The organism is Microbacterium sp. EB106-03-03-XG65 (assembly GCF_058791955.1).
The window spans coordinates 1,436,377-1,460,273 of record NZ_JBYTEB010000001.1; the positions used below are offsets into that span (position 1 = coordinate 1,436,377).

Here is a 23,897-nt window from a genome sequence, read left to right on the forward strand (position 1 = left end):
GTGTTCTACGCTGAGAGCGTGCCCAGGAAATCGCCTCTCGTGATCGGGCATCGCGGTGCGCCCGGCTACCGCCCGGAACACAGTCGCTCGTCGTACGAGCTCGCCCTCGCGATGGGGGTCGATGCGGTCGAACCCGACGTCGTCGCCACGATGGACGGAGTGCTCGTCGTTCGCCACGAGAACGAGATCTCCGGCACGACCGATATCGCAGAGCATCCCGAGTTCGCCGACCGCAAGACGACCAAGCGGGTCGACGGCGAGGCCCTGACCGGCTGGTTCACCGAGGACTTCACGTGGGACGAGCTCGCGACTCTGCGCAGCCGTGAGCGACTCCCCGACGTCCGCGCCTCGAGCGCCAGCTTCAACGGCTCGCAGGCGATCCTGCGTCTGTCGGACGTGCTCGGCATCGTGCGCGAGGGGTCGGTCGAGCACGGACGCGAGATCGGCGTGGTGCTCGAGGTCAAGCACGCCACGTACTTCGCGAGCATCGGCCTCGACCTCGCGCCGCTGATCGATCGCGATCTGCGGGCAGCGGGCTGGGTGACTGGCGAGCTCCCGCTCATCATCGAGTCGTTCGAGTCGACGGTGCTCGCCCAGCTCAAGGATCGCGGGATCGCCGCTTCCTACGTGTACCTCATCGAGGCGGCAGGGAGGCCGTACGACCTGTTCGTCGCGCAGGGGGCGAAAGGGCAGACGTACGCCGAAGCCGTCAGCGCCCGTGGCCTCGACGGCTGGGCCGGGGTCGTCGACGGCATCAGCGTCGACAAGCGGATGCTGCTCGCCGAAGGCAACACCATCGTGGCCGACGCCCATGCGCGTGGCCTCACCGTGTTCACCTGGACGTGCCGTCCCGAGAACAGGTTCCTGTCGCCGGAGTTCCGGGCAGGGGGAGGCAAGAGCGCCTTCGGGGACTACGAGTCCGAGTGGGGCGTCATCGCCCGCTCAGGGGTTGACGGGGTGTTCGTCGACCATCCGGATCTCGGCGTCGAGTTCTTCCGAGGCTGACGGTCTCTCCCCGGGCCGAGGGATCCGTGCGATCCGCTCAGAGGGGGCCGAGCACGTCGGGCACACGTCGATCGAGGTGCAGGGCTCTCAGCGGCTCGAGGATCTCGCGCTCCTCGTAGCGGAAATGCGACTCCATGATCGCGCCGACGCCGTCGAGGTGACGCTCGATCGTCTCGGGACCGGCGCCGCCCTCCACCGCTGTGCGCAGCGCAGCGAGCAGGTGGGAGAGCATCGAATGATCCTGCATGAGCCTGTCGATCACGTCGCCCAGCTCGGGATGCTCCTCCCGCAGTGCGGGAAAGAGCGCGCGGTCCTCGCTCGCGTGGTGTCCGTCGAGCGCCGAGCAGAAGCCGATGCAGAAGAGCAGAAGGTCGGAGGCGGCGTGCGGCATCGCGCTGTCGTCGTCCAGCGCTTCGCGCGTCGCCTCGAGAGCGGCGCGCAGGCGGGTGTGGGCCCGGCGGAGTTCCTCGTCCCATGCGATCAGGCGGTCGGCATCCATCGCCGCCAGTCTATGGCTGGGCGGGCGGACCCTCAGAGCGTGCGATCGAACGCTCCTCGGCGCGACACGATCTCTTTGCCGAGGGGCATCAGCGACACGGTCACCATCTTGAAGTCGGCGATGCCCATCGGGATGCCGATGATCGTGACGCAGAGCAGGAGACCCGACACGATGTGCCCGATCGCGAGCCACCAGCCGGCGAGGATGACCCAGAGCACGTTCCCGAGGAACGAGCCGACGCCCGAGGTGGGCTTGGCGACGATCTCGCGGCCGAACGGCCAGATCGCGTATCGCGCGATGCGGAACGAGGCGATGGCCCAGGGGATCGTCACGATCGGGATGCACAGCAGGATTCCCGCGAGCATGTAGCCGAGAAAGAGTCCGAGCCCGGCGAAGATCAGCCAGATGATGTTGAGGATCGTGCGCACGACTCGATTCTCCCATCGTGATCTGAGCATCCGCCGGTCGAGCGGTGCCGAGCGAATGTCCACCCTGCGTTCACCGTCCGTGCACCTGCGGGTCGTCGGAGGGCCATGCGAAGTCGGTGATGTGGGGTGACACCCGTCTGCTTTCCTCAGGAGCCCCATGTCCCGCCTGCACTCCGCGGCTGCGGTCACGACGGTCTGCGCCCTCAGCGCCGCCGCCCTGCTCGCCGTGCCGCTCGCCGCCACCGGCGCCGAATCCGGCGTCCGCATCAACGAAGTCGAGTCCAGCGGGGGAGTGCCCGGCGACTGGATCGAGTTCACGAACACGTCTGACGCCGCGGTCGATCTGAGCGGCTTCGTCGTCAAGGACGACGGGGAGGACGAGTCGTACGCGTTCCCCGACGGCACCCTCATCGAGCCCGGGGCGTACCTCGTGCTCGACGAGCTCGCTGCGGGTGCCGGTGACTTCGCCTTCGGCCTCGGCAAGGCCGACCAGGTGCGCCTGTTCGACCAGAGCGCCGCGCTCGTCGACGAGACCTCGTGGACGGCTCATGCCGCGGCGACGTGGGGATCGCGCGAGGTCGCCGGCGTCGTCGAGTGGGCTGACACGTCCGAGGCGACGAAGGGGGCGGCCAATGTGTTCGCCACCGACACTCCGGCGGGCGGCTCGATCGCGATCAACGAGGTCGACTCGCAGCCGGCCGACTGGGTGGAGTTCTTCAACGCGGGCGATGCCCCTCTCGACATCTCGGGCTACGAGATCCGAGACAACTCCGACGACCACCGGTGGCAGTTCCTGCCCGGAACCGAGATCGGCGCGGGGGCGTTCCTCGTGGTCGAGGAGGGCACGATCGGTCTGGTCGACGGCGTGCAGACGGCTTTCCGCGATCCGATCGGCATCGGCAGCGCCGATCGCATCCGCCTGTTCGACGCCGCGGGCGCCTTGATCGACGACACCCTCGCGTGGAGCGGCCACGCCGCGATCGACGGTGACGTCATCGCCGCGACCCTCGCGCGCTGCCCCGACGGCGAGGGCGCCTTCGTGCTCGCACACTCGACTCCGGGGGCCGCGAACTCGTGCGTCATGCCCGACGTCGTGATCAACGAGATCGAGTCCAACGGCGACGCGACCGACTGGGTCGAGGTGGTCAACACGGGCAGCACGCCGGTCGATCTCTCGGGCTGGACCGTCATGGACAGCGATCCGGTCGCCCATTCGGCAGAGACGACGCCGCTGCCCGCGGGCTCCGTGCTCGCACCCGGCGGCTACTTCGTCTTCGATCAGCCGTCGCAGTTCGTGTTCGGTCTGGGCAACGGCGACACCGTCACGCTGCGTGACGCGAACCTCGACGTCGTCGACGAGCACGTCTACGCGGCGCACGCCGCCGGCGTTCTCGCGCGCTGTGCGGACGGCAGCGGCGACTTCATCGACATCGCGGTCTCGACCAAGGGCCAGCGCAACGCGTGCGGGAATCCCGTGCGGATAAACGAGGTCGAGTCTGACGGCGGCTCGCCCGGCGATTGGATCGAACTCGTCAACCCGACCTCAGCGGCCATCGATGTCTCGGGCGTGGTCGTGAAAAACGATGACGACACCCACTCGTACGTCATTCCGGCCTCGACCACGGTGGCCGCCGGCGAGTACCTCGTGATCGAGGGCGCCGACCTGGGCTTCGGCCTGGGCGACGGCGACTCCGTGCGTCTGTTCGACGGCGACCTGCTCATCGACTCCACCACGTGGGGTGCGGGGCATGCGGCGACCACGTGGGGCCGGTGCCCCGACGTCACGGGAGTCTTCGCGGTGACCGCTGAGAGCAGCAAGAACGCGGCGAACATCTGTGCCGGAGAGATCGCCGTGTCTCCGTGGCCGGGGTCGCAGGAGGTCAGGGTGCTCGACGGCACGCCGACCTTCCTCGAGGACAGCTCAGGGCTCGACGTGCAGGAGACCTCGGACGGCGCGTTCCTGTGGGCCGTCGACAACGGCGAGGGTCGCATCTGGAAGCTCGAGGTGCACGCCGACGGATCGTTCACGCAGATCGCCGGCTGGGAGTCGGGCAAGCGAGTGCGGTTCCAGAAGGATGCAGACGCTCCGGGCGCCGCAGGACCCGACACCGAGGGCATCACGGTCGACGGCGACGGGCTCGTCTACGTCGCCTCGGAGCGGGACAACAGCGCGAAGGGCGTCAACCGGAACACGATCCTCGCGGTCGACCCCGAGGCGGCTGTGGGCGACCTCGTCGCCCAGCAGGAGTGGGACCTCACAGCACTGCTGCCGGCCGTCGGTGCGAACCTCGGCATGGAGGCCGTGCAGTGGGTGCCGGACACCGCCCTCGACGGAGAGCTCTTCGACGTCAACACCGGTGCCGCATACGAACCGACCGACTACGCCGGTCATGGTGACGGACTGTTCTTCGTCGCGGTCGAGGACAACGGGCACGTCTATGCATTCGCGCTCGCCGCAGACGGCGGTGCCACGCTCGTCTCGGAGATCGCGCCGGGACTCCCCGGAGTGATGGCGCTCGACTACGACAGTGTCCTCGATGTGCTGTGGGCGGTGTGCGATGACGGGTGTCACGGGCAGTCGGCTCAGATCACCCTGAACGCCAGCGACGCGCCCGGCATCTCGCACTTCGCACGGCCCGGCTCGATGCCCGACATCAACAACGAGGGATTCGCCACCGGACCCGCTTCGCTCGCGGTCGACGGTCAGCGTCCGGTTTGGTGGTTCGCCGACGGCTTCGCCGCCGAGGCGCTGCGTGCCGGAACCCTGCCGTTCGTGCCGGGGGAGGACCCGGCAACGGAAAACCCGGGGACGGAGAACCCGGGGACCGAGAACCCTGGCACGGATAACCCGGGGACCGAGAACCCGGGGACGGAGAACCCAGGGACGGAGAATCCGGGGAGTGAGAATCCGGGGACCGAGAATCCGGGGACCGAGAACCCGGGCACCGGGAACCCTGGCACCGAGAACCCGGGGAGTGAGAATCCGGGGACCGAGAATCCGGGGACCGAGAATCCCGGAAGTGAGAACCCTGGCTCGGAGAACCCTGGCTCGGAGAACCCGGACGACGGGCAGCCTCCGCTCCCCGGCTCCGCGCTCACGGACGACAATCGCAACGGTGTCACCGTGAATCCGTCCGTCGCAGGTCGCGGGGATCGGGTGACGGTCAGCACAGGCATCGCACACGCGGGCGAGCGGCTCGCGATCTGGATGTACTCCGAGCCCTCGTCTCTCGGAGCGAGCATGGCGTCCGACACCGGCGCGGTGACCGTCACGATTCCCGCAGATGCTCCGCTCGGTGCGCACCGCCTCGCGGCGTATGCAGCCGACGGATCTCTCGTCGGCTGGGCGGACGTCACGATCACCGAGCCGCAGGGGCTCGCCGTGACCGGAGGTGAGGTGCCCGCCGTGGCCATCCTCGCGGCGATCATGATGCTGATCGCCGGTGGTCTCATCGTGCGCGGGAGACGCCGCGCCGTCTGACCGATCGACAGACGGGCGAGGAGTGCGCGGCGAGCCGCGTGCTCCTCGTCCGCTGTCGCGCGAGTTCTCTTCTCGGCGGTCGGCGGCTCACACCGTGATGTCGGTGCCTCGGCCTAGACTCGTAAGGCCATGACAGAAGCCCCCCTCATCGTGCCCGGAACCGTCGGCCCCCGCTCCACCGGGAACCAGGGCCAGGACGATCTCCTCGCCGGTCTCAACCCGCAGCAGCTCGAAGCCGTCACCTACCGCGGCCCCGCGCTGCTCATCGTCGCGGGCGCAGGCTCGGGCAAGACGAGCGTGCTCACACGACGCATCGCCTCGCTGCTGCGTGCCCGAGAGGCGTGGCCCAGCCAGATCCTGGCCATCACCTTCACCAACAAGGCGGCGGGCGAGATGAGGGAGCGCGTCGAGGCGATCATCGGCGACGCGGCACGCGGCATGTGGATCTCGACCTTCCACTCGGCGTGCGTGCGCATCCTGCGGCGCGAGGCCGAGCAGTTCGGATTCACGAAGTCGTTCACGATCTACGACTCAGGCGACTCGCGAGCGCTCATCAAGAGGCTGGTGAAGGAACATGAGGCCGACGCCTACGGCCTGACCCCCGGAGCCGTGCAGTCGCGCATCTCGAAGCTCAAGAACGAGTTGTCGGATGCCGAAGGGTACGCGCGCCAGGCCAACATGTCGGATCCGGCCGAACGCATCTTCGTCGAGCTCTTCGCCGACTACCAGCGTCAGCTGCAGAAGGCCAATGCCTTCGACTTCGACGACCTCATCGGCCAGACGGTCTATCTGTTCCGCGCGTTCCCGCAGGTCGCCGACACGTACCGACGACGCTTCCGGCACATCCTCGTCGACGAGTACCAGGACACGAACCATGCGCAGTACGCGCTCATCCACGAGCTGACCAGGCCCGTGTCGGGAGACGCTCCCGATCCCTATGCCTCGAACGGCATGATGATCTTCGAGCCAGAGTCCACTCCCGCACCCGACGGCGCATCGCTCACCGTCGTCGGTGATTCCGATCAGTCGATCTATGCGTTCCGCGGCGCGGACATCCGCAACATCAGCGAGTTCGAGCGCGATTTCCCCGGCGCGCGCGTCGTGCTCCTCGAGCAGAACTACCGCTCGACCCAGAACATCCTGTCCGCCGCGAATGCGGTGATCGGCAACAACTTCGATCGCAAGGACAAGAAGCTGTGGAGCGACAAGGGCGACGGCGACAAGATCATCGGCTTCACCGGATACTCGCAGCACGACGAGGCGCAGTTCGTCGCGGATGAGGTCGAGTCGTTGCGTCGCTCGGGTTTTCCGTACTCCGAGATGGCCGTGTTCTACCGCACGAACTCGCAGTCGCGAGCGCTCGAGGAGATCTTCATCCGATCGGCCGTGCCCTACAAGATCATGGGTGGCACGAAGTTCTACGAGCGCGCCGAGATCAAGGATGCGTTGGCGTACCTGGTCGCGGTCGCCAACCCCGCCGATGAGATGGCGGTCCGCCGAATCCTGAACAAGCCCCGGCGCGGCATCGGGGATGTCAGCGAGACCGCGATCGCGAGGTTCGCCGAAGAACACGGCATCACCTTCCGCCAGGCGCTGTCGGTCCCCGATCAGCTCGGCTTCGGCCCCAAGATCCAGGGTGCGATCGCACAGCTCGACGCGTTGCTCGCCGAGGCGACCGAGATCATGCTCCCGGCATCCGGAGAGGTGACCGCTCCCACCACCGTGGCCGACGGGCTCAGCGTGCTGCTCTCGAAGAGCGGCTACCTCGACGCACTGCGCGCGAGTCGCGATCCTCAGGACGAGGCGCGCGTCGAGAACCTCGACGAGTTCGTCGCGGTGGCGCGGGACTTCGCACGCAACAACCCCGAAGGCACCATCGTGGACTTCCTCACAGAGGTGGCGCTCGTGTCCGACGCCGACGACCTCGACGACGAGTCGGGCTCGGTGTCGCTCATGACCATGCACACGGCCAAGGGGCTCGAGTACGACGCCGTCTTCGTCACGGGCGTCGAAGAGGATCTGATCCCGCACCGCATCTCGGCCGGAGAGCCGGGTGGCCCGCAGGAGGAGCGACGACTCTTCTACGTCGGCATCACGCGTGCGCGCAAGCGCCTGCACCTCTCGCTCGCGATGACCCGCGCCCAGTTCGGCGAGGTCTCGGTCGCGATGCCGAGCCGGTTCCTGCAGGAGATCCCCGCAGGGCTCATCGACTGGCGGCAGTCTCCCGGTGATGTGAACTCGCGCGGGGGCATGCAGTCGCGCGCCCTGAACGCCCGCCGTTCCGGCGGCTTCGGGGGGTCGGGTTCGGGATCGGGAGATCGCTTCGGCGTCACGCCGCTCCCCGGTCGCGACTCGCTCAAGCCGCTCTCGACCGCGATGGACAAGTTCCCCAACCGCGTCACGGCGAAGATGCGCGACAACGGCGACCTCGAGTTGGCTGCGGGCGACCGCATCCGTCACTCGGACTTCGGCGAGGGGCGTGTCGATGCGGTCACGGGAGAGGGCGCGAAGCGCATCGCTCACGTGAGGTTCGACTCCGCCGGTCAGAAGAAGCTGCTGATCAAGGTCGCGCCCATCGAGAAGATCTGAGGGTTGCGCGGGTTAGGCTGATCCATATGGCCCTGTTCTCCCGCCGCAAGAAGTCCGCTGACGATGCCGTCACCGATCCGGCTGAGACCGCGAATGTCGATTCGATCGATGAGTCCGCGAACGACGCCTCGACGGAGTCCGACGGCGACGCGGCGCCCGTCGACGAGACGCCGACGATCGGCATCTCCGTGCAGGCGTTCCGCGGTGTCGGAGCGCAGGCGGGTCCCGAGGTCTCGCTCGCTGAGCCCGACTCCGGCACCGCGAGCACCTCTGCAGCCCCGGCGGCCCCGGCTGCGCCTGCGGTGAACCCGACCCCCGCACCGGCCGCTCCGCCGGCTGAGCGTCGGCTTCCCCTCGCATCGCCGACGCCGCCCGAGCCGACCGAGACCGTGCCGGGCATGAAGGACAACGTCCTGCTGCGTGAAGCGCTGACCGAGATCGAGAAGGGCGCGACCAACGAGCAGCTGCTCGGTGTCCTCCGACAGGCCCTGCAGGGGCACCTGTACATCCGGGTGAACGGTGATGCCCGCGCCCAGATCAGCGAGGGCAAGCCGCTCTCGGTCGCCGTCGTGCGCGATGGAGAGCGCCAGTTCATGCTGGGCTTCAGCTCGGCCGCCGCCGTGCGCGACTCCGTGCAGCTCGAGAAGGACCCGACCGCGACGTCGGCCGTCGCCCAGCCGGTGACCTCGGTGTTCCAGCAGGTCGTGTCCGGAGACTTCGCCGGTCTCATCGTCGACAACGCGTCGGCGCCGAACCGCGTCGTCTTCCCGACCGAGCTTCTGCAGAAGACGCTCGAGCAGGCCGACGTCGACATGACGGTCAAGTCGATCATCGCGGCCCCGCGACAGCAGGATTCGGCCGTCAAGCTCGGTGAGGCCCTTGCGACCACGCGCATGTGGGTCGCGGTCAACGATGGCGCGGGCACCGGACAGGTCGGGATCGCCGAGGCCCAGACCCCCGACGGCAAGCGGTTCCTCCAGCTGTTCTCGCACCCGCTCGAGGTCATCGCCCTCGGCCGGGGCGATCGCCCGCTGCCTTTCGAGCCGCTGCAGCTCGCGAAGATCCTGTCGTCGCACACCGAGATGGCCGGGGTGATCGTCGACCCCGCAGGTCCGACGATGGTCGTCGAACGCGATTCGCTCAGCGCGGTGCTGATCCTGGCGATCGATCTCGACGACTGACCGGCCGTCGGGGTTCCGTCGTCCCGACGCGGCCCCTAAGGTCGGAGCATGGCATCCGAGCGCGTCACCCTGACCGTCGTCGATCCCGACGCTGAGCGCGAGGTCGTGCTCTCGAGCCCCGGCAAGGTCATCTGGCCCGACGTCGGCATCACGAAGCGCGAGCTCGCCGACTACTTCCAAGCGGTGAGCGGCCCGTTCCTCGAAGCCAACGGGGGTCGTCCCGTCTCGCTCGAGAGGTTCAGGGACGGTGTCGGCTCGTCGTCGACCGGGAAGCCCGAAGGCTTCTTCTCGAAGAATCCGCCCAAGGGCACGCCTGACTACGTCGACGCTGTCACGGTCACCTACAACAGCGGGCGGCGGCATCCGCAGATCGTCCTGAACCGACCGAGCGCCATCGTGTGGGCTGCGCAGATGAACACCATCGTGTTCCACCCCTGGGCCTCTCTCGCATCGCAGCCCGACAACCCGGTCGAGCTGCGGATCGATCTCGACCCGCAGCCCGGGACCGGATTCGACGATGCCGTGCCCGCGGCGCTGGAGCTGCGCGCCGTGCTGCGGGAGGTGGGACTGACCGCGTTCGTCAAGACGAGCGGGAACCGCGGCCTGCACGTCTTCGCTCCGATCGAACCGGAGCACGAGTTCCTCGACGTCAGGCACGCCGTGATCGCCGCAGGACGGGAACTCGAACGGCGGATGCCCGAGCAGGTCACCATGAACTGGTGGAAAGAAGAGCGAGGCGAACGGGTCTTCATCGATTTCAATCAGGCCAACAGGGATCGCACGATGGCCGGCGCCTACAGTCCACGGGCGCTGCCCGGTGCGACGGTCTCGACGCCCGTGCACTGGGAAGAGCTCGACGGCCTGGATCCCGCACGCTTCACGGTGCGCAGCATCCCCCAGCGGCTCGAGGACGTCGGCGACCCGTGGGCCGGCATGCAGAGCGCGCCCGGCAGCATCGACACGCTGCTCGCCTGGTGGGAGCGCGACAAGGAAGAGGGGCTCGGCGAGCTGTCGTTCCCCCCGGAGTTCCCGAAGATGCCGGGTGAGCCCCCGCGTGTGCAGCCGAGCAAGAAGGTGGCGGCGAACTGGGATGAGAACGGCGACCCGGTCGACGAGTGACCGTCAGCCGATCACGTCGGCGAGATCGTATCCGGCCACCGTGTCGAGCTGGTCGTATGTGCATGAGCGGGCGTCGCGGTCGGGGCGCCAACGTTCGAACTGCACGGTGTGACGGAAGCGCGCACCCTCGAGCTGGTCGTAGCGAACCTCGAGCACGAGTTCGGGCCGCAACCGCACGAACGACACGTCCTTCGAGCCGCTGAACCGCGAGCGCTCACCGGCCCCCGTGATGATCCCTCCGTCGTCGTCGCGTTCCACGAGCGGTGCGAGCTCGTCCACCAGCTCGGCGCGTCTCTTGTCGCTCCACGCGGCCACGCCGCCGACCTGTCGCAGCGTCCCGTCGGAGTCGTACAGCCCGACCAGCAGCGAGCCGACGCCGGAACCCGACTTGTGGATCCGGTAGCCCAGTGCGACCACGTCCGCCGTGCGCGCGTGCTTCACCTTGATCAGCGTCCGCTTGCCCGGTGCGTAGGGCTGGCCGAGCGGCTTCGCGACGATGCCGTCGAGTCCCGCACCCTCGAACTCCGCGAGCCAGCGCACAGCGGCGTCGCGATCGCGGGTCGTGCGGGTGATGCGCAGCGGGTGCTCGACATCGGCCATCAGGGACTCGAGCCGTTCGCGGCGTTCGCCGAATGGCGCATCGAGCAGGTCCTCGTCGCCGAGCGCGAGCAGATCGAACGCCACGAACATCGAGGGCGTCTCGGCGGCGAGCTTCGCCACCCGGGATTCCGCGGGATGGATCCGCTGGCTCAGCGCCTCCCAGTCGAGCCGCTGCGCCCCCTCGGGCCCCGTCGCGACCACGATCTCCCCGTCGAGCAGACACGGGCCCGGCAGCAGCCGCGGAATCGCCTCGACGAGCTCCGGAAAGTACCGGGTCAGGGGCTTGGCGCCGCGCGACCCGATCTCGACGGTCTCGCCGTCCCACGCGATCAGTCCGCGGAACCCGTCCCACTTCGGCTCGAAGAGCAGCCCGCCGGAGGTCTTCTCAGGATCGGGGACGGATGCCGCCGCTTTCGCCAGCATGGGGGCGGGGATGTCGTAGCGCATGGGTCCATCCTGCCCGTGGCGCGCACGCGGCAGAAGAGGGAGTGGCGTCAGGAGAACAGGTCGTCGAGCGTGGCGGGGCGACCCGCGTCCTTCAGCGCGGTGCGTGCGGCGTGCCACCCTGCCATGCCGTTCACACCGGGCCCGGGCGGGGTGGACGCCGATGCGAGGTAGACGCCGCGCATGGGCGTGCGCCACGGAGCGGTGCTCAGCACGGGTCGACGGATGGCCTGGGGGATCGTGAACGCGCCTCCCAGGATGTCGCCGCCGACCTCCGAGGGATTGAACGCCTCGCGCGAGGACGCCGGCACCGAGTGATGCGCGAGGATGAGATCGCGGAACCCGGGGGCGAAGCGCTCGACCTGACGCGTGATCAGTTCGGCGGCGTCGAAGTCCGAGCCGTGCGGAACGTGGATGTATGCCCACAGCACCGCCTTGCCCTCCGGTGCGCGCGTGGGATCGAAGATCGAGGGCTGCACCGTGAGTGCGTACGGCCGCTCGCTGATCCGTCCGCGGGCGACCGCGTTCTCACTCGCCCAGACCTCCGCACGGGTGCCCCCGATGTGCACGGTCGGCGCGAGCGCGACATCCGCATTGGTCCAGGGGATCGGTCCGTCGAGCGCGAAATCGACCTTGGCCGCCGCGGGGCCGTAGCGGAAGTGCCGGATCGCCCTCGCGTAGCGTGCGGGGATGTCCGGGTGCGTGAGCACCAGTTTCGGCGAGGTGTCGAGCAGCAGCAGGTCGCCCCGCGTCGGGTCGCCCCAGTCCAACGTGCCGAGATCGTCGACGTACCTGGCCGTCTCGACGGCCCCGCCGTGCGTCTCGAGGTCGGACACGAGACTGTCGGCGATGCGCTGCGCCCCGCCGCGCGGGTACATCCACCCGTCGGCGTGACCTTCAGCGGCGAGCAGCAGACCGGCCGCGGCACCGGCGAGCGTGGGCAGCGGAGTGGGCGGATGCGCGAGCACCCCCGCGATGAGGGCTTCTGCCTCTTCGGTGCGGAAAGTGCGTGTCGCGAGCGACGTGCCCTGATCGAGCATCCGCAGGGCGAAGCGCAGAGCGGTCAGCGGGTCCCGGGGGATGCGCAGCATCTGGTTTCCGGTGAAGTCGACGACACCGTCCACGTGCGAGCTCAGCGGGCGCAGGAGCGCGAGCCACGCCCGTTCGTCGACACCGAGATGGGAGGCCGTGCGTTCGATGTCGCGCCAGGCGATCCCGGCTCTGCCGTCGTCGAGCGGGTGCGCGTAGGAGATCTCGGGGTAGATCCACTCGACACGCTCGGCGAGCCCGAACGCCTGGAAGAACGGAGAGGTGAGAGCCGACGGAAGCACCGCAGCGCAGACGTCGTGCACGAACCCCGGGAGCGTGGATGCGGTCGTGCGGAGACCTCCGCCGATCGTGTCGGCAGCCTCGAGCACCCGCACCTCGTAGCCACCCCGCGCGAGCGCCACGGCGGCCGCGAGGCCGTTCGGACCGGACCCGATGATCGTCGCGCGTGCCATGCGGCCAGTCTTCCACGTCTGAGCATGAGATCCTTGAAGAGATGAATGAAGTCCAGGGCCCGACCCCCACAGGCACCTCCCGTCCGTATCGCACCCTCGCGGAGGCGCTCCGCGCGCACCGCGTCGCCGTCGAGAACCACGAGTTCATCACGGCGATCACGGATGCCGTCGGCATCTCCTCCTACATAGATCGCGGCCGCTACATCGAGGCGATCCGCCGCGGCGGGGGAGTCGCCCTGCACATCGGCAAGACCTACACCAACGGCTTCGCCGAGGATGAGGTCGTCATGGTCGGCTCGACCGCGCTGCGACTGCGCCCGAGCGAGGGCCGAGCGCCCTACTTCTACGTGACGCACCCGAGCGAGTTCCGGCCCATCGCCCCGGTGAAGGCGAAGCGATCCACGACCCCGCGCGTGGCGGCGGCCCCGAAGGCCGTGCGCACACCGAAGCCCGTCGAGCGGGACTACGGCGTGTGCGACGTGTGCTTCATGGTGAAGACCCCGGCCGGAGGCTGCGGCTGCGACTGATCGCCGCCCTCGTGCGTGCGACGCCGGTTCCGGCGACGCCGCGAGTCAGACGGCGAAGCCCACCCCGGTGAGCTCTTCGGAGACCCGCCAGATGCGACCGGCCGCGGCATCGTCGCGGAGCCGCGAGTAGAGCCTCTGTGTGCCAGGCCGCCCGCCCAGATGGCCGAGTCCCGAAGGGCCGTAGAAGCCTCCGCCGACCGCATCCGGTGAGGTGGCCGCATAGAGCGCGGGAAGGCCCGCCGACTCCGGTGTGCCCACCAGGATCCCGCGGCGCGACAGGGCGTCGATCACCCTCCGGCTCGATGTGGGAGCGGAACGTCCGAGATCGGGCTGAGCGGCCAGCAGGTTGGTCGGGGCGACGCCGGGATGCGACAGCATGCTCGTGATTCCCCACCCCTGCGCCCTGCTTCGCCGCTCGAGCTCGAGCCCGAAGAGGCCGAACGCGATCTTCGACTGGCTGTAGGCGCGCATCCCGTCGTACGAGCGCTCCCACTGCAGGTCGTCCCAATTGATCGCGCCGCTGTTCGCGGCGATGCTGATCTGCGAGACGACCCTCGCCTTCCCCTCGATGAGAAGCGGCAGCAGCCCACCGACCAGGGCGAAGTGTCCGAGGTGGTTCGCGCCGAACTGGAGCTCGAAGCCGTCGACGGTGGTGCGGCGGTCGGGCGGCGTCATGACCCCGGCATTGCCGATCAGGATGCTGACGGGCATGCCCTCTTCGCGCAGGCTCTCCGAGAACGCCGAGACGGACTCGAGGGAGGCGAGGTCGAGGTCCCTCAGCGACACCCGCGCATCGGGTGTCTCTCGGCGGATGCGGTCGACCACCGCCGCCCCCTTCTGCCGGCTGCGCACCGGGAGCACCACGTCGGCACCCGCCGCTGCGAGCCGGGCGGCGATGCCGACGCCGATGCCGTCGCTCGCTCCCGTGATCACCGCCCGCTCACCGGTCAGTGGCCGAATCGTCAGATCGTCGTCTCTCCGAGGCATGGTCTCTCCTGTTCGTCGGATGCATCGATGCTCTCGCTCCCGAGCGGGTCCATCCAGGGATCGTCGATCCGAGGATACGGAACCCGTCAGGTGCTACAACGGAGAGACGACGTGATGGGGAGAACACCATGATCATCGACAGGAGCGGGCTCGCCGCGTTCATCCGTGGACGCCGCGAAGCTCTGCAGCCCGAGGACGTCGGGCTCCCCCGGGGGACACGCCGCCGCACGAGCGGTCTGCGTCGCGAGGAGGCCGCCGCGCTGTGCCACATGTCGACCGACTATTACGCGCGCCTCGAACAGGAGCGCGGTCCGCAGCCGTCGGAGCAGATGGTTGCCGCGATCGCGCAGGGACTCCACCTCTCACTGGCAGAGAGAGACCATCTGTTCGCGCTCGCGGGGCACACTCCGCCGTCGCGTGCATCGGAGAGCGATCACGTGAGCCCGGGGATGCTGCGGATCTTCGACCGTCTGCAGGACACTCCCGCGGAGATCGTCACGGAGCTCGGCGAGACACTGCGTCAGAACGCGCTCGGCGCTGCCCTCGTGGGCGACCTCACCCGGTTCACGGGGCCGGAGCGCAGTATCGGTTACCGCTGGTTCACCGATCCGGCGACGCGTCTGATGTACGACGAGGCCGATCGTCCGTACCTCGCGCGGCTCTGGGTGTCGGGGCTTCGCGGCGCTGCCGCGCGCCGTGGACCGGGTTCGCGTGCCGCGCGGTTCGCGGATCTTCTGCGCGGTCGCAGCGAGGAGTTCCGCGTCCTGTGGGAGCAGCACGAGGTCGGTCTGCAGCCGCCGCGGACGAAGCACTTCCTGCATCCGGAGCTGGGTCGTCTGGAGCTCGCCTGTCAGACGCTCGTCGACCCGGAGCAGTCGCACTCGATGCTCGTGTACACGGCGGCGCCGGGCAGTGAGAGCCAGGAGAAGCTGCGGCTGCTCTCGGTGATCGGCGGGCAGAGGTTCGCCGCGCCTGCGGAGGCGGTGGGGTCCAGCGCTGTCGGTGCCGAGGAGCGGTCCGACACCTGAGCATCCGTTCCGGTCGCTCAGGCGAAGGCGCTCATGCCCGTGATGTCGCGTCCCAGCAGCAGGGCCTGCACGCTCTCGGTGCCCTCGTAGGTGTGGATCGCCTCGATGTCGGCCATGTGCTGCATCACGCCGTTCTCGAGCAGGATCCCGTTGCCGCCGAGCAGGTCGCGAGCGATCGATGCCACGCGTCGCGCCGCGCGGGTGTTGTGGAACTTCGCGAGTGAGGCCTGAGTGGGACGCAGCTCGCCCGCGGACTCGAGGTCTGCCAGGCGCCGGCAGTAGAGCTGCATCGCGGTGAGATCCTCGAGCATGTGCGTGAGACGCTCCTGCACCATCTGGAACTTCGCGAGCGGCTTGCCGAACTGCATGCGCTGCGTCGAATAGGAGAGGGCGGCCTCGTAGCAGGCGGTGGCATGGCCCAGCGCCGACCAGGCGACCCCCGACCGGGTCGCGTAGAGAACGACCGACGCGTCTTTGAACGACTTCGTCCCGGGCAGCACGGCATCCAGCGGCACCCGCACATCGTCGAGCACGATGTGCGCCTGGTGGATCGCGCGCAGCGAGGCCTTGCCGCGGATCGGGGTGCCGGTGTATCCGGGGGCGCTCTGCTCGACCAGGAAGCAGCGGACGGCTCCGTGCTCGTCGGCGGTCTCGTCGTCGACGCGCGCCCAGACGAAGGTGATGCCTCCCGAGGCGCCGTTGCCGATCCACTTCTTCGCGCCGCGGATGACCCACTCGTCGCCGTCGCGCCGCGCCACGGTCTCGAGTGACACCGAGTCCGAGCCGTGGTCGGGCTCGGTGAGTGCGAAGGATCCGAAGACCGAGCCGTCGGCGAGGGAGGTGAGCCATCTGTCCTGCTGTGCGGGCGAGCCGAACAGCGCCAGTGTGCGCAGCGCGAGTCCGCCCTGTACGGCGAGCACCGTGCCGAGCGACCCGTCGCCGCGGGAGATCTCCATGTTGACGAGTCCGGCGGCCAGCGGCGAGAGGCGGGTCAGCGAGGGGTGTTCGATTCCGTCGACCACGAGGTCCATCTCGCCCATGCGGCGCGCGGCGTCGAGCGGATACTCCGCACGATCCCAGGCGTCCGCCATCTGCGGCGCGACTTCGTCGATGTACGCCCGCGCACGATCCCACGCCGAGCGGTCGGCGTCGGGGATGTCGGCGAAGACGGCGTAGTAGTCGCTGTCCTGCCGTCCGGTGATGTCGTACGACGAGACGCGCTCGCCGGGGAACGGGGAAGCTGCAGCGCTCATGGAGACTCCTTCGTGGCACTAGGTATCGTACTACCCGATACTGAGTTCCAGGAGTGCGCGGCGGAGCCGTCGCGGGGGCAGGTCAGGTGATCTGCGAACGCAGCCGTCTGGTGACCTCGGCGATCGGCATCGAACGAGGGAAGACGGCGACCACGATGTCGTCGGGTGCATCGGTCGCGACGTCCGAGGGCACGCCGTAGCGGCGCCGCACCTCAGCGAGCGCCGTCTGGAGCGTCGCGAGCGGCACCTTCTTCGTGCCGCGCAGCAGTTGCCGCAGCACGTGATTGTGCACCGCTGTGACGGCGGCGGAGAATCCGACCGCATCGAGCGGATCGATACCGGGGAGCGAGGTGCGCAGGTAGTCGTCGAAGAGCCGCTCATACCGGAACACGGTGATGATCTCGCGCTCGCGCAGGACGGGCACCTGACGCACGATCTGGTAGCGACGACGGGCGAGCTCGGGGTCGTGCGCGAAATGGCTGAAGACCGATTCGGATGCCGCGCACACCGCGCCCCACGGGTCGTCGTGTCCCTCGGCGAGGAACGAGCGCAGCTGTTCCAGCAGCACCTCGTGATCGGCGAACACGACGTCTTCCTTGCCGCCGAACTGACGGAAGAACGTCGAGCGCGAGACTCCGGCTGCCTTCGCGATCTGCTCGACGGAGGTCTGGTCGAAGCCCTGCGACGCGAAGAGCTCGAGCGCAGCGGCCACGACGCCGGTGCGCAGTTCTGCGGATTCGTGCATGGGATGAGCCTAGACCGCGCGAATGCGGAGATGTCGCCGGACTTCGCACTCGCGCGAGCGGCTCGGCGGGCCCGTGAACCATCCACAGCCGCCGGGAGCGTTCAGTTCGAGGTAGTAGGCTGGGCGACTGGTCGATGTCTCGACATCGAGAGAATTACCAGACAGCAGCCCAGTGAAGGAACCACAGTGGATCTGTACGAGTACCAGGCACGAGACGTTTTCGAGAAGTACGGAGTGCCGGTCCTCGCCGGCATCGTCGCCGACACCCCTGAGGAGGTGAAGGCAGCCGCTGAGAAGATCGGCGGCGTCGTCGTCGTCAAGGCCCAGGTGAAGACCGGTGGTCGTGGCAAGGCAGGCGGCGTCAAGGTCGCGAAGACTCCCGAAGAGGCGTACGAGGCAGCGAAGGCGATCCTCGGTCTCGACATCAAGGGCCACACCGTCAAGCGCGTCATGGTCGCGCAGGGTGCGCGCATCGCCGAGGAGTTCTACTTCTCCGTGCTGCTCGACCGCGCCAACCGCTCCTACCTGAGCCTGTGCTCGGTCGAGGGTGGCATGGAGATCGAGGAGCTCGCGGTCGAGCGCCCCGAGGCTCTCGCACGCGTCGAGGTCAACCCGCTCACGGGTATCGACAAGGAGAAGGCCGTCGAGATCGCTCGCGCGGCCAACTTCCCCGAGGACCTCATCGAGAAGGTCTCCGACGTGTTCGTCAAGCTGTTCGACGTCTACAAGGGCGAAGACGCGACGCTGGTCGAGGTCAACCCGCTCGTGCGCACCGAAGAAGGCGACATCATCGCGCTCGACGGCAAGGTCACGCTCGATGACAATGCCTCCGAGATCCGTCACCCCGAGCACGAAGCGCTCGAAGACAAGGACGCAGCCGACCCGCTCGAGGCCAAGGCCAAGAAGAGCGGCCTGAACTACGTGAAGCTCGACGGCGAGGTCGGCATCATCGGCAACGGCGCAGGACTCGTCATGTCGACGCTCGACGTCGTCGCCTACGCCGGCGAGAACCACAACGGCGTCAAGCCCGCCAACTTCCTCGACATCGGCGGCGGAGCCTCGGCAGAGGTCATGGCAGCCGGCCTCGACGTCATCCTCGGAGACCCGCAGGTCAAGAGCGTGTTCGTCAACGTCTTCGGCGGCATCACGGCGTGCGACGCCGTGGCCAACGGCATCAAGGGTGCCCTCGAGACCCTCGGCAGCGCCGCCTCCAAGCCGCTCGTCGTGCGCCTCGACGGCAACCGCGTCGACGAGGGTCGCGCGATCCTCGCCGAGTACGCGCACCCGCTCGTCACCCTCGCACGCACCATGGACGAGGGCGCCGACAAGGCCGCCGAACTCGCCAACGCCTGATCGCAGAGAGACACAAGGACTAGAGAAATGTCGATCTACCTCAACAAGGACTCCAAGGTCATCGTCCAGGGCATCACCGGCGGCGAGGGCACCAAGCACACGGCTCTCATGCTGAAGGCCGGCACCCAGGTCGTCGGTGGCGTCAACGCGCGCAAGGCCGGCACCACGGTCTCGCACACCGACAAGGACGGCAACGCCGTCGAGCTGCCCGTCTTCGGCTCGGTCGCCGAAGCGATGAAGGAGACCGGCGCAGACGTGTCGATCGCCTTCGTTCCGGGAGCATTCACCAAGGATGCGATGATCGAGGCCATCGACGCCGAGATCCCGCTGCTCGTCGTCATCACCGAGGGCGTCCCCGTGGGCGACTCGGCCGAGGCGTGGGCCTACGCGCAGAGCAAGGGCAACACGACCCGCATCATCGGACCGAACTGCCCCGGCATCATCACCCCCGGTGAGGCGCTCGTCGGCATCACGCCGGCGAACATCACCGGCAAGGGCCCGATCGGCCTCGTGTCGAAGTCGGGCACCCTGACCTACCAGATGATGTTCGAGCTGCGCGACCTGGGCTTCTCGACCGCCATCGGCATCGGCGGCGACCCGGTCATCGGCACGACGCACATCGATGCGCTCGCCGCGTTCGAGGCCGACCCCGAGACCAAGGCGATCGTGATGATCGGCGAGATCGGCGGCGACGCCGAAGAGCGCGCGGCCGACTACATCAAGGCGCACGTCACCAAGCCGGTCGTCGGCTACGTCGCGGGCTTCACGGCTCCCGAGGGCAAGACCATGGGCCACGCCGGCGCCATCGTCTCGGGCTCTGCGGGCACCGCCCAGGCGAAGAAGGAGGCCCTCGAGGCCGCCGGAGTCAAGGTCGGCAAGACGCCGTCCGAGACCGCCGCTCTGATGCGTGCGGTGATCGAGTCGCTCTGAGCGCTATACTCGAAGAGAAGGCCCTGGACTCCACTCCGGGGCCTTCTTTCATGCTCAGCGCCTGCTGCGCATGATCTCGGAGCGCATCGTGTATGGTCCTGGCTGTGGTCGATCCGACAGAGAACCGTGCGCTGCTCCTGCATCCGGAAGGCCGGGCGACGCCATGCTGACACCGCCGGCGAATCCGCCGGCGGGCTGGTACGAGGTCTCGCTCAGGCCCTCCCTTCTCCGCTGGTGGCACGGAGGCGGTTGGGGTGACGAGGTCGTGGTGCGCGGACGCGGCGGTTCGGACTCGCGCCAGACCTGCACCAGAATCCTCCGCAGAGGGCGACTCGTGACGACCGGCTTCTGGATCCTGTCCGCGGTCTGGGCGGTCATGGCGATCATGATGAGCGCGAGTGGCGGGTACGGCCCCGTCTGGCTGCTGGCCCCGCTGCCGTTCATCGTCGGCAGCGGGGTGCTCGAGATGCAGCTTTCGCGACAGCGTCGACTGCTCGCCCTCGACGCACCACCACCCATCGGCCTGAGCCCGGTCGGCTGACCGCGAGAAAAGGGGAGTGCGTCAGCGCTACTGCGCGAGGCGCTCCCAGATCGCCGCGATATGTCGCGAATCGGTTCCGCAGCAGCCGCCGATGACGCGCACCGACGGCATCCGCTCGAGGAGCTCGGCCACGCGTGTGGCCAGTTCCTCGGGGTCGCCATCGTCGAGGGTCTCCGACTCGTCCAGCTCGGCGTGCGAGAGGCGGGAGGCGTTGGGGCGGATGCCGATGAGCCGTGACGCCGTCTCTTCATCGATCGCCCGCGCGAAGTGATCCGGGTGCGCGCAGTTGAGGTGATAGCGGTAGGCGTCGTCGGGTCCGGTCACGGGATCCCAGGCACCTGAGCGGTAGCCGTCGCCGCGAGGACCCAGCATGCCAACGATCCGCACCGCAGGCAGACCGGACTCGGCAGCGATCTGCTGCAGCAGCCTCACCGCAGCGATGTCGACTCGACGCAGCGCCTCGGCGTCGTACCCGAGACGGGCGCCCCAGTCGGCGCTGGCGCGCCACGTCGGCGTCTCGAGGCGCAGCGGAGCGTGGTGAACTCTGGCGATCTCGACGTACCCGCGGTAATACTCTCTCAGCGTCCGGAGCCCATCGTCGTCATCGACCAGCACGAAAGCGGCGAAGTCGGGAAGATCGACGCCGTGGTGGAAGATCAGATCGGTCTCCAGGCCGCCGTCGGTGACGGATCGCACAGGAGCGGTGGGGACGGACATCGGCGCCTGCTCTCCTCGGGTGCTTCCGGTCTAGCACTGCGCGACGGACGGCGCCACGAATCCCGCACACGACGGAGGGGCGGATGCGATTCGCATCCGCCCCTCCGTCGTTCGGTCGTCGCTCAGACGACGCCGAACAGTGCTTCGATGGGTCCTCGAGCGAAGAAGATGACGAACCCCACGCCGACCGCCCAGAGAAGCGGGTGGATGGTCTTGGCCCTGCCGGAGAACGCGTTCACCACGATCCAGCTGATGAAGCCCGCGCCGATGCCGTTGGCGATCGAATAGGTCATCGGCATCACGGTCGCCGTGAGGAACACCGGCAACAGCACGCGGAAATCGCTGAGGTCGATGTTCTTGATCTGAGCGAGCATGAGTGCGCCGACGAGCACGAGAGCGGCCGCTGCGACAGCGCCCGGCACGAGCGAGGTCAGCGGGGTGAAGAACATCGCGATGAGGAACATCGCGCCCGTGATCACGGTCGCGAATCCGGTGCGCGCGCCCTCGCCGATGCCGGCTCCGGACTCGACGAACACCGTGGCCGACGACGATGATGTGCCACCACCGGCGATCGCACCGATGCCCTCGACCACCAGAGCCGACTTGATGCGCGGGAAGTCGCCCTTCTCGTCGGCGAGGTCGGCCTCCTTCGCGAGGCCCGTCATGGTGCCCATCGCGTCGAAGAAGTTCGAGAACAGCAGCGTGAAGACGAACATCACGAGGGCGACGACGCTGACCTTCTGCAGGTCGAAGCCGAAGTCGACCTGACCGATGAGGCTGAGGTCGGGGAGGCCGACGATCGCCCCGGTGAAACCGAAGTCGAGGCCGAACGGCCAGATCAGGTTGGCGATCGCACCGAGCACGGTTCCACCCACGAGCGCGATCAGGATCGCCCCCTTCACCCGCAGCGCGGTGAGCACGCCGCCGAGCAGCAGCGTGATCACGAACAGCAGGGTCGGGATCGAGGCGACGGAGCCGCCGATGCCGAGATCGACGGGGGGAGACGCGTTGCCGGTGGCGGTGACGAAGCCGGCATTGACGAATCCGATGAACGCGATGAACAGGCCGATACCGACCGTGATCGCGAGCTTGAGCTGCACGGGCACGGCGTCGAAGATCATCTTCCGCAATCCCGTGGCGGCCAGGAGCACGATGATCACACCGTTGATCATCACGAGAGCCATGGCCTCGGGCCAGCTCACCGTGCCGACGACCGAGAACGCGATGAAGGCGTTGATGCCGAGACCGGCCGCGAAGGCGAACGGCAGGCGGGTGATCAGGCCGAAGAGGATCGTCATGACACCGGCGGTCAGCGCGGTGGCAGCGGCCACGGCGGATCCGGCGAGTTCGACGCCGTTGACGTCGGGCGTCGACAGGATGATCGGGTTGAGGATCACGATGTAGGCCATCGTGACGAACGTCACCAGACCGCCTCGGATCTCGGTGCCGATCGTGGATCCGCGCTTGCTGATCTCGAAGAAGCGGTCCAGCGCGTTCGCGGGCGCGGCCGGGGAGCGGGTGGGGGACGGGGCAGTTGACATCGGGGAACCTCCGCAGGAGACGATATCGTGTCGCCCGCACCGCGCGCGTCCCCAGGGCTCCCACGGCCTTCACGCCGTAGTCTCGAAAGCGATATGCAACGCCTCCTCGTCGCGCTCCTCGCCGCCTTCGATGCTGCCATCGCCGCGGCGGTGGGTCTCGTCGTACTCCTGGCTCCGCTGACCCTGCTGTGGACGCTCGCGTTCGGCGCGACGGCCGACTGGGGTGCGCTGTGGCCCCTCACCGGCACGCTGTGGCAGTTCGGTCACGGGGCACCCGTGAGCGTCGAGATACCGACCGAGGTCTTGCGCGCGGCAGGGGTCGCGCCCGATGCCGCCGCGTTCACGCTCTCTGTCACGCCGCTGGCGCTGCTGGTCTTCACCCTGCTCTTCGCCGCGCGATCGGGAGCGCGGGCGGCCCGCGCCGGCGCATGGATGCTGGGCACACTGGCGGGAACCGTGGCCTTTGCGGCGATCAGCACGCTCGTCGCGTTCACCTCGCACCTCGACGCCGCCCAGGTACCCATCGTGCAGGCGATCATCCTCCCCGTCGCCGTGTACCTGGTCGGTGCGCTGTGCGGGGCGGTGAGGGCGGTCTGGGACGACGGCGACGGCGGTCTCATCGATCGGCTGCACGACCTGATGGACTCCTGGGGTGACTGGAGTCCGGTGCCGGCAGCCGCAGTGCGCGGTGCCGCGTTCGCGGTGCTGGCAGTGACAGCCGTCTCAGGCGTCGCAGTGGCGATCATGACGATCGCTCGCGGTGGCGAGGTCGTCGCACTGTTCCAGGCAGCGCGTGTGGATGCGCTCGGCGCGACCGTCATCACTCTGGGGCATCTGGCGTACCTCCCCACTCTGCTGGTGTGGACCGCCTCGTGGCTGGCAGGGCCGGGATTCTCGGTCGGAGTCGGCACCGCGGTGTCGCCTGCGGGAACCCAGCTCGGCGTCGTCCCGGGGATCCCCGTGCTCGGGCTGCTTCCCGAGAACTCGTCGATCTGGATGCTGATCGTGGTGATCATCCCGATCGGGGCCGGCGCATTCGCGGGGTGGGCGGTGCGCTCGCGTCTCGTGTGGGAGGGCACGCCTCTCGGCACCGCGCCGCGCGCGGTGATCGCACTCGCCATCGGCGCACTCACTGCGGGCGTGGCAGCCGTGGCCGCTCTCCTGGCGGGCGGATCGCTGGGACCCGGTCGACTGGCAGAGGCGGGGCCCTCCGCGCTGCCGTTCGCACTGGCTCTCGGGGGTGAGGTGCTTCTGGGCGCCGCGATTCTTCTGCTCTCGCCGCGCAATCGCGATGAGCTCGCCGAGGAGCGCACCGATCGCTGGATCGCCGAGATGTCTGCATCCGAGCTCGCGACGCCCCCGTCTGCGCATCGCGACCCCGAGGATCCGCGCGACTGACACGTCGGTCGGGGCGGGTCACGCGCCCC

20 protein-coding genes are annotated in these 23,897 nt (G+C 68.5%); 11 read left to right on the top strand and 9 right to left on the bottom strand.

All coding sequences use genetic code 11. The features are described 5' to 3' along the window. Window positions 1–18: 18 nt before the first annotated feature. Window positions 19–1,005: a glycerophosphodiester phosphodiesterase family protein gene (locus AC3WS6_RS06775; protein WP_492500281.1), complete on the top strand. Its 987-nt coding sequence runs from the start codon at window positions 19–21 to the stop codon at window positions 1,003–1,005. A 37-nt stretch (window positions 1,006–1,042) separates the two neighbouring features. On the opposite strand, the gene AC3WS6_RS06780 is transcribed toward AC3WS6_RS06775, so the two are convergent. Next, window positions 1,043–1,504, bottom strand: coding sequence for a hemerythrin domain-containing protein (locus tag AC3WS6_RS06780; RefSeq protein WP_201469098.1), 462 nt, complete (start codon window positions 1,502–1,504; stop codon window positions 1,043–1,045). Between the two features lie 32 nt (window positions 1,505–1,536). Continuing rightward, window positions 1,537–1,932, bottom strand: a complete 396-nt coding sequence (locus AC3WS6_RS06785; RefSeq protein ID WP_492500282.1) for a YccF domain-containing protein — start codon at window positions 1,930–1,932, stop codon at window positions 1,537–1,539. 157 nt (window positions 1,933–2,089) lie between these two features. On the opposite strand from AC3WS6_RS06785, the gene AC3WS6_RS06790 reads away from it, so the two are divergent. The 4 genes from AC3WS6_RS06790 (at window position 2,090) to ligD (ending at window position 10,302) form a co-directional block, all read left to right on the top strand. Next, window positions 2,090–5,413 carry a lamin tail domain-containing protein gene (locus AC3WS6_RS06790; RefSeq protein ID WP_492500283.1) on the top strand — a complete coding sequence of 1,108 codons (3,324 nt, stop codon included), beginning with the start codon at window positions 2,090–2,092 and terminating at the stop codon, window positions 5,411–5,413. Window positions 5,414–5,542: 129 nt separating this feature from the next. Continuing rightward, entirely contained in the window at window positions 5,543–8,002 is a 2,460-nt protein-coding gene (locus AC3WS6_RS06795; RefSeq protein WP_492500284.1) for an ATP-dependent helicase, read from the top strand. 26 nt (window positions 8,003–8,028) lie between these two features. Further along, window positions 8,029–9,183, top strand: coding sequence for an SseB family protein (locus AC3WS6_RS06800; protein ID WP_492500285.1), 1,155 nt, complete (start codon window positions 8,029–8,031; stop codon window positions 9,181–9,183). A gap of 48 nt (window positions 9,184–9,231) precedes the next feature. Then, entirely contained in the window at window positions 9,232–10,302 is a 1,071-nt protein-coding gene (ligD, locus tag AC3WS6_RS06805) for a non-homologous end-joining DNA ligase (protein ID WP_492500286.1), read from the top strand. A 3-nt stretch (window positions 10,303–10,305) separates the two neighbouring features. Here the strand turns inward: ligD and AC3WS6_RS06810 are convergent, their stop codons facing one another. Both AC3WS6_RS06810 and AC3WS6_RS06815 read right to left on the bottom strand, forming a co-directional pair. After that, window positions 10,306–11,349: an ATP-dependent DNA ligase gene (locus AC3WS6_RS06810; RefSeq protein WP_492500287.1), complete on the bottom strand. Its 1,044-nt coding sequence runs from the start codon at window positions 11,347–11,349 to the stop codon at window positions 10,306–10,308. 47 nt (window positions 11,350–11,396) lie between these two features. Continuing rightward, entirely contained in the window at window positions 11,397–12,848 is a 1,452-nt protein-coding gene (locus tag AC3WS6_RS06815; RefSeq protein ID WP_492500288.1) for a phytoene desaturase family protein, read from the bottom strand. A gap of 41 nt (window positions 12,849–12,889) precedes the next feature. On the opposite strand from AC3WS6_RS06815, the gene AC3WS6_RS06820 reads away from it, so the two are divergent. Next, a complete protein-coding gene (locus AC3WS6_RS06820) occupies window positions 12,890–13,375 on the top strand; it encodes a hypothetical protein (RefSeq protein WP_492500289.1) in 486 nt (161 codons plus the stop codon). 45 nt (window positions 13,376–13,420) lie between these two features. Here AC3WS6_RS06820 and AC3WS6_RS06825 read toward each other — a convergent pair whose 3' ends face one another. Next, window positions 13,421–14,362: an SDR family oxidoreductase gene (locus tag AC3WS6_RS06825; protein WP_492500290.1), complete on the bottom strand. Its 942-nt coding sequence runs from the start codon at window positions 14,360–14,362 to the stop codon at window positions 13,421–13,423. A 131-nt stretch (window positions 14,363–14,493) separates the two neighbouring features. On the opposite strand from AC3WS6_RS06825, the gene AC3WS6_RS06830 reads away from it, so the two are divergent. Next, a complete protein-coding gene (locus AC3WS6_RS06830) occupies window positions 14,494–15,390 on the top strand; it encodes a helix-turn-helix transcriptional regulator (RefSeq protein WP_492501461.1) in 897 nt (298 codons plus the stop codon). 17 nt (window positions 15,391–15,407) lie between these two features. On the opposite strand, the gene AC3WS6_RS06835 is transcribed toward AC3WS6_RS06830, so the two are convergent. After that, complete coding sequence (locus AC3WS6_RS06835; RefSeq protein ID WP_492500291.1) at window positions 15,408–16,643, bottom strand: acyl-CoA dehydrogenase family protein; 1,236 nt, start codon at window positions 16,641–16,643, stop codon at window positions 15,408–15,410. 82 nt (window positions 16,644–16,725) lie between these two features. After that, window positions 16,726–17,388 carry a TetR/AcrR family transcriptional regulator gene (locus AC3WS6_RS06840; RefSeq protein ID WP_492500292.1) on the bottom strand — a complete coding sequence of 221 codons (663 nt, stop codon included), beginning with the start codon at window positions 17,386–17,388 and terminating at the stop codon, window positions 16,726–16,728. Between the two features lie 186 nt (window positions 17,389–17,574). On the opposite strand from AC3WS6_RS06840, the gene sucC reads away from it, so the two are divergent. The 3 genes from sucC to AC3WS6_RS06855 all read left to right on the top strand — a co-directional run bounded on the left by sucC (window position 17,575) and on the right by AC3WS6_RS06855 (window position 20,212). Continuing rightward, entirely contained in the window at window positions 17,575–18,741 is a 1,167-nt protein-coding gene (gene sucC, locus AC3WS6_RS06845) for an ADP-forming succinate--CoA ligase subunit beta (RefSeq protein WP_492500293.1), read from the top strand. A 27-nt stretch (window positions 18,742–18,768) separates the two neighbouring features. Then, on the top strand, window positions 18,769–19,671 hold the full coding sequence (gene sucD, locus AC3WS6_RS06850; protein ID WP_492500294.1) for a succinate--CoA ligase subunit alpha: 903 nt from the start codon (window positions 18,769–18,771) through the stop codon (window positions 19,669–19,671). 163 nt (window positions 19,672–19,834) lie between these two features. After that, the gene (locus tag AC3WS6_RS06855; RefSeq protein ID WP_492500295.1) at window positions 19,835–20,212 is read left to right on the top strand and encodes a hypothetical protein; all 378 of its coding nucleotides are present in this window, start codon (window positions 19,835–19,837) and stop codon (window positions 20,210–20,212) included. A gap of 27 nt (window positions 20,213–20,239) precedes the next feature. On the opposite strand, the gene AC3WS6_RS06860 is transcribed toward AC3WS6_RS06855, so the two are convergent. Further along, a complete protein-coding gene (locus AC3WS6_RS06860) occupies window positions 20,240–20,929 on the bottom strand; it encodes a homocysteine S-methyltransferase family protein (RefSeq protein WP_492500296.1) in 690 nt (229 codons plus the stop codon). 122 nt (window positions 20,930–21,051) lie between these two features. After that, window positions 21,052–22,470, bottom strand: coding sequence for an NCS2 family permease (locus tag AC3WS6_RS06865; RefSeq protein WP_492500297.1), 1,419 nt, complete (start codon window positions 22,468–22,470; stop codon window positions 21,052–21,054). A 93-nt stretch (window positions 22,471–22,563) separates the two neighbouring features. Between AC3WS6_RS06865 and AC3WS6_RS06870 the strand changes: the two genes are divergently transcribed. Next, window positions 22,564–23,868 carry a cell division protein PerM gene (locus tag AC3WS6_RS06870; RefSeq protein WP_492500298.1) on the top strand — a complete coding sequence of 435 codons (1,305 nt, stop codon included), beginning with the start codon at window positions 22,564–22,566 and terminating at the stop codon, window positions 23,866–23,868. The last annotated feature ends 29 nt before the right edge of the window (window positions 23,869–23,897 follow it).

Coding starts and splice junctions, on each gene's coding strand:
- AC3WS6_RS06795 (WP_492500284.1), top strand. CDS start 5,543: ATGACAGAAGCCCCCCTCATCGTGCCCGGAACCGTCGGCCCCCGCTCC.
- AC3WS6_RS06840 (WP_492500292.1), bottom strand. CDS start 17,388: ATGCACGAATCCGCAGAACTGCGCACCGGCGTCGTGGCCGCTGCGCTC.
- AC3WS6_RS06835 (WP_492500291.1), bottom strand. CDS start 16,643: ATGAGCGCTGCAGCTTCCCCGTTCCCCGGCGAGCGCGTCTCGTCGTAC.
- AC3WS6_RS06815 (WP_492500288.1), bottom strand. CDS start 12,848: ATGGCACGCGCGACGATCATCGGGTCCGGTCCGAACGGCCTCGCGGCC.
- AC3WS6_RS06810 (WP_492500287.1), bottom strand. CDS start 11,349: ATGCGCTACGACATCCCCGCCCCCATGCTGGCGAAAGCGGCGGCATCC.
- AC3WS6_RS06790 (WP_492500283.1), top strand. CDS start 2,090: ATGTCCCGCCTGCACTCCGCGGCTGCGGTCACGACGGTCTGCGCCCTC.
- AC3WS6_RS06780 (WP_201469098.1), bottom strand. CDS start 1,504: ATGGATGCCGACCGCCTGATCGCATGGGACGAGGAACTCCGCCGGGCC.
- sucD (WP_492500294.1), top strand. CDS start 18,769: ATGTCGATCTACCTCAACAAGGACTCCAAGGTCATCGTCCAGGGCATC.
- AC3WS6_RS06870 (WP_492500298.1), top strand. CDS start 22,564: ATGCAACGCCTCCTCGTCGCGCTCCTCGCCGCCTTCGATGCTGCCATC.
- AC3WS6_RS06825 (WP_492500290.1), bottom strand. CDS start 14,362: ATGCCTCGGAGAGACGACGATCTGACGATTCGGCCACTGACCGGTGAG.
- AC3WS6_RS06860 (WP_492500296.1), bottom strand. CDS start 20,929: ATGTCCGTCCCCACCGCTCCTGTGCGATCCGTCACCGACGGCGGCCTG.
- ligD (WP_492500286.1), top strand. CDS start 9,232: ATGGCATCCGAGCGCGTCACCCTGACCGTCGTCGATCCCGACGCTGAG.
- AC3WS6_RS06865 (WP_492500297.1), bottom strand. CDS start 22,470: ATGTCAACTGCCCCGTCCCCCACCCGCTCCCCGGCCGCGCCCGCGAAC.
- AC3WS6_RS06800 (WP_492500285.1), top strand. CDS start 8,029: ATGGCCCTGTTCTCCCGCCGCAAGAAGTCCGCTGACGATGCCGTCACC.
- AC3WS6_RS06820 (WP_492500289.1), top strand. CDS start 12,890: ATGAATGAAGTCCAGGGCCCGACCCCCACAGGCACCTCCCGTCCGTAT.
- AC3WS6_RS06855 (WP_492500295.1), top strand. CDS start 19,835: ATGCTGACACCGCCGGCGAATCCGCCGGCGGGCTGGTACGAGGTCTCG.